The 507-nt window shown below is 43.6% G+C and carries 1 protein-coding gene; it reads right to left on the bottom strand.

Features of this window, described 5'->3' with window-relative positions; translation table 11 throughout:
* A partial coding sequence (locus RE027_RS18235; protein ID WP_368809709.1) for a DDE-type integrase/transposase/recombinase occupies positions 1-507 on the bottom strand: 507 nt, incomplete at both ends.

The raw sequence follows: 507 nt of genomic DNA, 5'->3' as shown, positions 1-507 counted from the left end.
CTTTTGCAGTTTCTTCATCAATGCTTTTATATGCCATTTTAAGCGCTTCTAATGGATATACAGTTTCTAATGTTGGACCAACAGCCCATCCAACGATTTTATGGGAATACAGGTCTGTTATAAGCGAGAGGTAGCACACACCTTCATTGGTTTCAACATAGGTGATGTCACTTGCCCAAATCTGGTTCGGATGGGTAGGAACTACTCCCTTAATCAAGTTTGGATATTTGCGGTAATTATGGTCGGAATCTGTTGTCTTATAGCGCCTACGGCGCTTTATACGCACCATGAGCCCATGCTTACGCAGCATCTCAACAAATGCGTCACGACCAGGGAAGCAGCCTGTATCCTCAAACATCTGTTTCAATATGGCATGCAACTTTACAGCTCCTAAGCCAGGATTTGACTTACGATACTCACGTGCCTTTTCAATGATGATAGACTCAATGACATCTTCAGCAAAGCCGTCAGAGACATTGCGCTTATTATATGCTTGCCGGGAGATCG

The sequence above is a fragment of the Kocuria sabuli genome (genome assembly GCF_040981185.1).
Classification (GTDB): Bacteria; Actinomycetota; Actinomycetes; order Actinomycetales; family Micrococcaceae; genus Kocuria; species Kocuria sabuli.
Note: the sequence above shows the minus strand (reverse complement) of the source record. Positions and strands in the feature narration are given on the sequence as shown.